The following is an 8,559-nucleotide window of genomic DNA, read 5'->3' on the forward strand; positions in this document are numbered from 1 at the left end:
GCACGACATTCGGGGTTTTACTCAGAACCGTAGCACCCTCACGCGGGATCTTTGATCCCCCGGCCCCTCTCCCATACGGGAGAGGGGAGGTGCGCCTCACCTGGTGGGCATCGGAGCACCGGCGGCCCTCATCCCTCCAGCTTGCACGCCGCCTCCTCCGCCGTCGGGGCCAGCACCTCCATGTCCTCGCCCTCGCCGGGAATCGCCGGGGTGGAGGTGAACAGGTCCCATTTGTCCTTGACCTTCTCGGCGGGGAGCGCCGTGATCGCGTACATCTCGCTGATGAGCTGGTGGTCGCGGGCCCGGAAATAGCCCGGGCGTGGCTTCTGCACGTCGAACTTGGCGCCGCCCTCGAGGTAGGAGACCAGCTTCGGCCCCTCGGTCGAGCCGGTATCGGCCATCGCCTTGGCGACGATCCTGACCGCGTTGTAGTCGCCCCAGGCCTGGTTCTCCGGCGGCTTGCCGTACTTCTTGGTGAAGGCGGCCACGAAGGCCTTGGCGGAGGGGGTGTCGACCTTGTGGTGCCACAGGCACGGCCAGGTGCCGGCGAAGTTGCCGGGCCCGGCGCCCCAGGCGAGCGCGGTGTCGAAGCCGAAGCCGGCGACCGGGAAGGGCAGGCCGTACTCGGCGTATTGCTTGAGGAAGTTGGTGATCTGGTTGCCGGCAAGGTTCGAGATCACGAGGTCGGGCTTGGCCTGCCGGATCTTCAGCAGGTAGGCCGAGAAGTCGGTGGCGTCGGTGGGCACCAGCTCGTCGGCCGCGAAGGTGCCGCCCTGGCCCTGCATGAACCCCTTGGCGACGCGCAGGAGGTCGTGCCCGAAGGCGTAATCGGCGGTGAGCGAGTACCAGCGCTTGCCCTTGACGAGGCCTCCTTCCGTGAGCGAGCGGCCGACCGCCTTGACGTACATCGAGTTGGCGCCCTCGACGTGGAACATGTAGCGCTTGCAATCCTGCCCGCGCAGGGCGTCCGAGTTGGCGCCGGTGTTGAGGAAGATCGTCCTGCCGCGCTGCGCCACCTGGCCGATGGCCAGCGCTGAAGCCGACGAGATCTCGCCGACGATCGCCGCGACCTTGTCGCGCTCGACGTAGCGCTCGGCCTTGCTCGAGGCGGTCTGCGGATTGACCGAGTCCTCGGTCAGGAGCTCGATCTTGCGGCCCTGGATGCCGCCGGCGGCGTTGATCTCCTCGGCGGCGAGCTGCGCTGCCATCACGGCGTACTCGCCGAGCGGCCCGAGGAAGCCGGTGCGCGGCGTCAGGTGGCCGATGCGGATCGGCGCGCCTTGCGCCCGCACGAGGCCCGGCATGGCGAAAGCGGCGCCGGCTGCGAGGCCGCCCAGCACGATGTGGCGGCGCGTGGGAGTGGAGCCCTGCGTCATGGTGCGTGTCCTGCCCGAGATCGCATCACGGTCGTTCGGGTTGCCGTGATCTGTGATCACACTTAGGCTGGCATCAAACGGCGCGCCTGTCGAGACGGTGAACCCGTCCGTCCGCGCCGACCGGGGAAACGCAGGGGAGGTCCGTCGCTTGGAGAGGCGGGACTTGCATGGGCGCGACGCGTCCACGCGCGACCGGCCCGCGCGCGACGCGCCGGACGCGCGCGACCGGCCCGACCTGGCCGGCGTCCCGCCGCTGGCGCGGATCACGCTGGGCACGCAGGTCTACGACGCCCTGCGCGACCTGCTGATCGCCGGCGAGCTGGCGCCCGGCGAGCGCCTGTCCCTGCGCACCGTCGCCGAGCGGCTCGGCACCTCGATGATGCCGGCCCGCGAGGCGGTGTCGCGGCTCGTCGCCGACGAGGCCCTGGAGGTGCTGCCCAACCGCGCCGTGCGGGTGCCGGTGATCACGCTGGGCAAGTTCCGCGAGCTGACGCGGGTGCGCATCGCCGTCGAGGGATTCGCGGCGGCGGAGGCCGCGCGGGCCTGCCGGCCCGACGACCTCGCGGTGATCCGGGGCCACGACGCGGCCTTCCGGCACGAGGTGCGGGCGGACGCGCCCGACCTGGAGCGGGCGATGCGGGCGAACCGCGACCTGCACTTCGCGGTCTACGCCGCCGCGGGCCTGCCGTCGCTCGTCGCGATCGTCGAGGGCCTGTGGCTGCGCATCGGCCCGGTCCTCAACCTCGACATGCGCTCCTCGCCACGGCGCCTCGCCGAGGGCGGGGCGGCGGCGCACCACGCGCGGCTGGTGGCGGCTCTCGCCGTCGGGGATGCCGAGGGCGCGCGGGCGGCGCTCGCCGCCGACATCGCGGGCAGCGCCGCCTTCATCGAGACGACGGGGCGCCTCGCCCCGTGAGGAATACCGGGACGACGGGGCTCCTCGCCCCGTGAGGAATACCGGAATGACGGGGCGCCTCGCCCCGTGAGGAATACCGGAATGACGGGGCGCCTCGCCCCGTGAGGATTGCCGACAGGAGAACGATCATGGAAATGGGACTGAACGGCCTGAAGGCGCTGGTCACGGCGGGCGCCGGCGGCATCGGGCTCGAAGTGGCGCGGGCCTTCGTGGAGGAGGGAGCGCGGGTCCATGTCTGCGACGTCGACCGCGACGCGCTCGCCGCGCTGCCCGCAGGCATCACCGGCACCTACGCCGACGTGGCCTCGCGCGAGGACGTCGCGCGGCTCTTCGCCGAGGCGCAGGCCGCGCTCGGCGGGCTCGATTGCCTCGTCAACAATGCCGGCATCGCGGGGCCGACGGGACGGGTCGAGGAGATCAACCCGGAGGATTGGGACCGCACCCTCGACATCTGCATCACCGGGCAGTTCAACTGCGTGCGCCTGGCGATCCCGCTCCTGCGGGCGAGCGCCAACCCGTCGATCGTCAACCTGTCCTCGGCGGCGGGCCGCTTCGGCTTCCCGCTGCGCTCGCCCTACGCCGCGGCGAAGTGGGCGGTGATCGGCTTCACCAAGTCGCTGTCGCGGGAGCTCGGCGCCGACGGCATCCGGGTCAACGCCGTCCTGCCCGGCATCGTCGCCGGCGACCGGCAGCGCCGGGTGCTCGAGGCCAAGGCGCAGCAGCGCGGGATCAGCTTCGCCGAGATGGAGGCGGCCGCCTTCGCATCGGCCTCGATCAAGGACTACGTCACCGCCCGCCAGCTCGCCGACCAGATCCTCTTCCTCGCCTCGGCCAGAGGCAAGACCATCTCGGGCCAGGCGCTGGCGGTCGACGGCGACCTGCAGACGATAACCTGACGGCGCTCAGGGCAGCCAGCGCGCCAGGAACCCGCCCAGAGCCACGGCGAACACCGCCCAGGGGCCGAGCACCAGCCAGATCGGGTGGGGGCCGGCCCCGTCCCTCGTCTTCACGTCGTCCAGGATCATCGCCGCCCCCGCCGATTCGTCGCGTGAGGCGAGAGAGCCCGGCGATTATGGTTGGACGGGGGAAGCTTGAGCGCTGGAGCTTGCGCCAGGCTGTTCGAGCCTGGCCCTCACGGCGCCTGCGCGGCAGGGCGCGGCCGCGCCGCATCGACCGCGTAGAGCGCCAGGGCCGCCCAGATCAGCCCGAAGACGAGCATCCGGGACGCCGGCAAGGCCTCGCCGTAGACGAGCACGCTCAGGCCCAGCAGGCAGGATGGGGCGATGTATTGCAGCAGCCCGATCGTCGAGAGCTTGAGGCGGGAGGCGGCCGCCGCGAACCACATCAGCGGCACCGCGGTGGTCACGCCGGTGAGCATCAGGAGCAGCCAGAGCCGGCCATCCTGCCCGGGCGGCGTCGGCGCGACGGCGAGATAAACGAGGGCGAGCGGCAGCAGCGCGAAGGTCTCGGCGCCCAGGCCCAGGATCGGGTCGATCGGCACCAGCTTGCGGATCAGGCCGTAGACCGCGAAGCTGACGGCCAGCGACAGCGCGATCCACGGCAGGGTGCCGGCCGCCACCACGGCGGCGATCACGCCGATCGCCGCGAGCGCCACCGCGGCGAGCTGGAGCGGGCGCAAGGTCTCGCGCAGCACGAGGGCGCCGAGCGCGACGTTGACCAGCGGGTTGATGAAGTAGCCGAGGCTCGCATCCAGCATCCGCCCGTTCTGCACCGCCCACAGGTACAGGGACCAGTTGCCCGCGATGATGAGGGCCGAGAGCAGCAGGACGGCGTGGCGGCGCTGGAGCGAGACGCGCGGGCCCCGGCGCGTCAGGTGCAGGCCGGTGAGCAGCAGCACGATGAACACGCTCGACCAGACGATGCGGTGGGCGAGGATGCCCCAGGCCGGCACCCCGTCGAGCAGGCGGAAATGCACCGGGACGACGAGGCCCCAGCTCAGGAAGGCGCCGAGCGCGTAGATCAGACCCACGGATGTTTCCCCCGGGCGGCACGCGCCCGCCCGGCTTCTAGCCGCGGGCGCTCCGCCCCGGCTACGGTCCGGGGCGGGGGGCGGCCACCCGCGCCGCGCGGGTCTCGCGCGGGCTCAGGCGGCGAGGAAGCGCTCGAGGATCGCCAGCGTCGCCCCCGGATTCTCCTCGGCCACGAAGTGGCCCGACGGGATGACCTCGTAGGTCGTGCCGTCCGGCGCGAAGGTGTCGGCCCAGGCCTGCCGCACCGGGTCGAGGCCGTTGCGGCCGATGAAGCGGTCGGCGGCCAGCACCAGCACCGGCCCGGCGAGGCGGCGCGCTGCCGCGAGGTCGGCCTCGTCGGCGGCCCGGTCGGGCCCGGCCCCGGCGCGGTAATCCTCGCAACTCGCCTGGATGCGCTCGGGCACGTTCCAGCTCTGGCGGTAGAGGTCGAGGGCGCCGGGGGAGAAGGCGTCGAGGGTGCCGTCGCCGGTCCAGAGCCGCAGCAGCTCTTCGTAATAGGGGATCGGGGCGCGGCCGATCTCCTGCTCCGGCACGGGCGCCGGTTGCGCCAGGAAGCGCCAGTGCGGGTAGAGCCCGGGCTCGCGCTCCATGGTTCGCCACTGCGAGACCGTCGGCACGATGTCGAGGAGGGCGAGACGGTCGATGCGGCCCGGCTCGTCGAGGGCGAGACGGTAGCCGACCCGGGCGCCGCGGTCGTGGCCGATCAGCCCGAAGCGGACATGGCCGAGCCGCTCCATCACGGCGACCACCTCCCGGCCCATCTGCCGCTTGGAATACGCCTCGTGCGCCGAGTCGCCCTTGGGCGCCGCCGACCAGCCGTAGCCCTTGAGGTCGAGGCAGATCACCCGGTGGGTGCGGGCGAGCGCCGGGGCGATCCTGTGCCAGCAGGCGTGGGTCTGCGGGAATCCGTGCAGCAGCACCAGGGGCGGGGCGTCGTCCGGTCCGCCCGCCCGGGCGAAGAAGCGCCCGTCGGGCAGGTCGATCCAGTGCGACGTGAAGCCGGGAAACAGGTCGGCGGGCATCGGGCGCTCCCCAAGGTCGTGTGGCCCGCGCCGTGGCGGGGACCGGCCGAGGTTAACGCGGGAAGCCGGCTCAGGTCTCGCGCGCCAGAGCGCGCCAGCCGATGTCGCGGCGGCAGAAGCCCTCCGGCCAGTCGATCCGGTCGAGGGCGGCGTAGGCGCGTCCTTGAGCCTCCCGCACGTCGTGCCCCAGCGCCGTGACGGCCAGCACCCGGCCGCCATCGGCGATGAGCCGGTCGCCGTCGCGCTTCGTGCCGGCCTGGAACACCAGGGCGCCCGCCGCTTCGGCCGCCTGAAGCCCGCGGATCTCCGAGCCCTTCGCGACGGCGCCGGGATAGCCGGGGGCGGCCATGATGACCGTCAGCGCGACCTCGTCGCGCCATTCCGGGACGACGCCCGAGAGGTCGCCCTCCGTGGCGGCGACGAGCAACGGCACCAGGTCCGAGGCGAGGCGCGGCATCAGCACCTCGCATTCGGGATCGCCGAAGCGGGTGTTGTACTCGATCAGCATCGGGCCTTCCGCCGTCAGCATCAGCCCGGCATAGAGGATGCCGGAGAAGGGCGTGCCCCGCGCCCGCATCCCGTCGAGCGTCGGGCGGATGATCCGCTCCATCACCTCGGCTTCGAGCGCCGGCGTCAGCACCGGGGCGGGGGAATAGGCGCCCATGCCGCCGGTATTCGGCCCCTTGTCGCCGTCATGGACGCGCTTGTGGTCCTGCGCGGTGCCGAGCAGCACGGCGTTCGTGCCGTCGCACAGCGCGAACAGGCTCGCCTCCTCGCCGACGAGGCAGTCCTCGATCACCACCTCGGCGCCGGCGGCGCCGAGCCCGCCGCCGAGCATGCTCTCGACCGCGGCCTCGGCCTGCGCCAGCGTCTCGGCCACCACCACGCCCTTGCCGGCGGCGAGCCCGTCGGCCTTGACGACGACCGGGATGCGGCCGGCGCGCAGATGGGCGAGGGCCGGCGCGACCTCGCGGAAGCGCGCGAAGGCGGCGGTCGGGATCGCGAAGTCCCGGCACAGCTCCTTGGTGAAGGCCTTCGAGCCTTCGAGCTGCGCCGCGGCGGCGTTCGGCCCGAAGGCCCGGATGCCGGCCTGCGCCAGGGCGTCGACCAGGCCCGCGACCAGCGGCGCCTCGGGACCGACCACCACGAGATCGACGCCCTCGCGCCGGCAGGCGGCGATCACCGCCGCGTGGTCGGTCACGTCGAGGTCCGAGAGGTTGGTGCCGTGGGCCGCCGTGCCGGGATTGCCGGGTGCGATCAGCAGGCGGCGGCAGAGCGGGCTCTGCGCCAGCTTCCAGGCCAGGGCATGCTCGCGCCCGCCGGAGCCGATCAGCAGGAGGGTGAGGGGGTGCTGGTCGCGCATCGCCGGTCCCGGAAGGTCAGTGTCGCGGGACGTTTAAGCGACCTCGCGCCCCGGCAGCAACCGGGAGTGATGCGCCGGGGCCACTGGCCGCCTCAAGCGCCGCGCCGGCCTTCCGCGGCCCGGCCCGAGCCGGTAGCCTCGCGCGCGATGTCGGCCTCCGCTTTCTCCGCCCCGATCGCCAACGTGCCCGAATGGTCGGTCACCGAGCTGGCGAGCGCCCTCAAGCGCACCCTCGAGGACGCGTTCGGCCACGTGCGCCTGAAGGGCGAGATCTCGGGCTATCGCGGCCCGCACGGCTCCGGCCACGCCTATTTCAGCCTCAAGGACGGCGGCGCCAAGATCGACGCCGTGATCTGGAAGGGCACGATGCTGCGGCTGCGCCACAAGCCCAAGGAGGGGCTTGAGGTCGTGGTCACCGGGCGGATCACGACCTATCCGGGCAAGTCCGCCTATCAGATCGTGGTCGATTCGCTGGAGCCGGCCGGGGCGGGCGCCTGGATGGCCCTGCTCGAGGAGCGCCGCCGCCTGCTCGCGGCGGAGGGCCTGTTCGACGCCGCCCGCAAGCGGCCGGTGCCGTACCTGCCGACGGTGATCGGCGTCGTCACCTCGCCCACAGGGGCAGTGATCCGCGACATCCTGCATCGGCTCGCCGACCGCTTCCCGCGCCCCGTCCTGGTCTGGCCGGTGCGGGTCCAGGGGGAGGGGGCGGCGGAAGAGATCGCGACGGCGATCCACGGCTTCAACGCGCTGGAACCCGGCGGCGCGATCCCGCGGCCGGACGTGCTGATCGTCGCCCGCGGCGGCGGCTCGATCGAAGACCTGTGGTGCTTCAACGAGGAGATCGTGGTGCGGGCCGCGAGCGCGAGCGCGATCCCGCTGATCTCCGCCGTCGGGCACGAGACCGACGTCACGCTGATCGACCACGCCGCCGACCGCCGCGCCCCGACCCCGACCGGCGCCGCCGAGATGGCGGTGCCGGTGCTGCACGAGCTTCTGGCCGATCTCGACTCCTTGAGCCGGCGCCACGCCGGGGCGCTCCTGCGCCTCGTCGACCAGCGCCGGGGCGAATTGCGCGGCCTGACCCGGGTGCTGCCGGGGCCGGAAGCGCTGCTCGCCCAGAAGCGCCAGCGCCTCGACCTGGCCGAGGCCCGCCTCGCCCCGGCCCTCGCCGCCAATGCGCGGGACGCGCAAGCCCGCCTCAACCGGGCGCTCCAGGGGCTCGCCCGCAACCCGCCCTCCTTGCGGCTCGCCCGGGCCCGCGAGCGCCTGGCGGCGATCGACCACCGGCCGCGCCATGCGCTGGAGCGGGTTCTGGCGGTGCAGGGCGAGCGCCTGAACGGCCTGTCGCGCCGGCTGGAGCAGGCCCCTGGCCAGGGGCTCGCGCGCCTGTCCGGCCGGCTGTCGCGGGCGACTGCCTTGTTTTCCAGCCTCAACTACCGGTCGGTGCTGGCCCGCGGCTACGCGCTGGTGCTCGACGAGGCCGGCACGCCGGTCGGATCGGCGGCGGCGGCGCGGGCGGCCGGGCGCCTCGCGGTCGAGTTCGCCGACGGGCGGGTGGCGGCGCTCGTCGAGGGCGCGGCGCCCGGGTCCCCGCCGGAGCCGGTGCGGCCGGCCCCGCGCCGGGCGGCGCGGCGCAAGGAGAGCGGGGCGGAGACAAGAAAGGCGCCCGTGGAGGGCGCCGTGCAGGGATCGCTGTTCGAGACGTAAGGTCGCCTCAGGTCCGTCGGCCGTGAAGAACGTCTAAATCGTTGGAAGATCGCGCGGATTGGTTATGCACACGTCTTCGCGCGTGCAAGGGCTTGGCGTGGGTCAGTGGGTTTCCTTGCAAATTGCACGCGCGGCGAGGGCGTGATTCCCTGCTCCTGACGACGGGAGCGGGAGACGGGGCATG

Annotated in this window: 8 protein-coding genes; 3 read left to right on the forward strand and 5 right to left on the reverse strand. The window is 73.1% G+C overall.

All coding sequences use genetic code 11. From position 1 onward, the window contains the following. Positions 1-128: 128 nt before the first annotated feature. Positions 129-1,376 (reverse strand): ABC transporter substrate-binding protein, encoded by a 1,248-nt coding sequence (locus EU555_RS06995; RefSeq protein ID WP_135413936.1) that lies wholly within the window; start codon positions 1,374-1,376, stop codon positions 129-131. 163 nt (positions 1,377-1,539) lie between these two features. Between EU555_RS06995 and EU555_RS07000 the strand changes: the two genes are divergently transcribed. Beyond that, positions 1,540-2,292 (forward strand): GntR family transcriptional regulator, encoded by a 753-nt coding sequence (locus EU555_RS07000; RefSeq protein WP_342636466.1) that lies wholly within the window; start codon positions 1,540-1,542, stop codon positions 2,290-2,292. Between the two features lie 128 nt (positions 2,293-2,420). After that, positions 2,421-3,188: an SDR family oxidoreductase gene (locus EU555_RS07005; protein ID WP_135413937.1), complete on the forward strand. Its 768-nt coding sequence runs from the start codon at positions 2,421-2,423 to the stop codon at positions 3,186-3,188. Between the two features lie 6 nt (positions 3,189-3,194). Here the strand turns inward: EU555_RS07005 and EU555_RS37465 are convergent, their stop codons facing one another. From EU555_RS37465 to purD, 4 genes are all read right to left on the reverse strand, one after another. Continuing rightward, entirely contained in the window at positions 3,195-3,317 is a 123-nt protein-coding gene (locus tag EU555_RS37465; RefSeq protein ID WP_281041272.1) for a hypothetical protein, read from the reverse strand. 107 nt (positions 3,318-3,424) lie between these two features. Next, on the reverse strand, positions 3,425-4,282 hold the full coding sequence (gene rarD, locus EU555_RS07010; RefSeq protein ID WP_135413938.1) for an EamA family transporter RarD: 858 nt from the start codon (positions 4,280-4,282) through the stop codon (positions 3,425-3,427). Between the two features lie 114 nt (positions 4,283-4,396). Next, complete coding sequence (locus EU555_RS07015) at positions 4,397-5,305, reverse strand: alpha/beta fold hydrolase (protein WP_135413939.1); 909 nt, start codon at positions 5,303-5,305, stop codon at positions 4,397-4,399. Between the two features lie 70 nt (positions 5,306-5,375). Continuing rightward, positions 5,376-6,668, reverse strand: a complete 1,293-nt coding sequence (purD, locus tag EU555_RS07020; protein ID WP_135413940.1) for a phosphoribosylamine--glycine ligase — start codon at positions 6,666-6,668, stop codon at positions 5,376-5,378. Between the two features lie 147 nt (positions 6,669-6,815). Between purD and xseA the strand changes: the two genes are divergently transcribed. Next, positions 6,816-8,375, forward strand: coding sequence for an exodeoxyribonuclease VII large subunit (xseA, locus tag EU555_RS07025; protein WP_135413941.1), 1,560 nt, complete (start codon positions 6,816-6,818; stop codon positions 8,373-8,375). Positions 8,376-8,559 lie beyond the last annotated feature (184 nt).

Origin of the sequence: Methylobacterium nonmethylotrophicum, from assembly GCF_004745635.1 — a bacterium.
Classification (GTDB): Bacteria; Pseudomonadota; Alphaproteobacteria; order Rhizobiales; family Beijerinckiaceae; genus Methylobacterium; species Methylobacterium nonmethylotrophicum.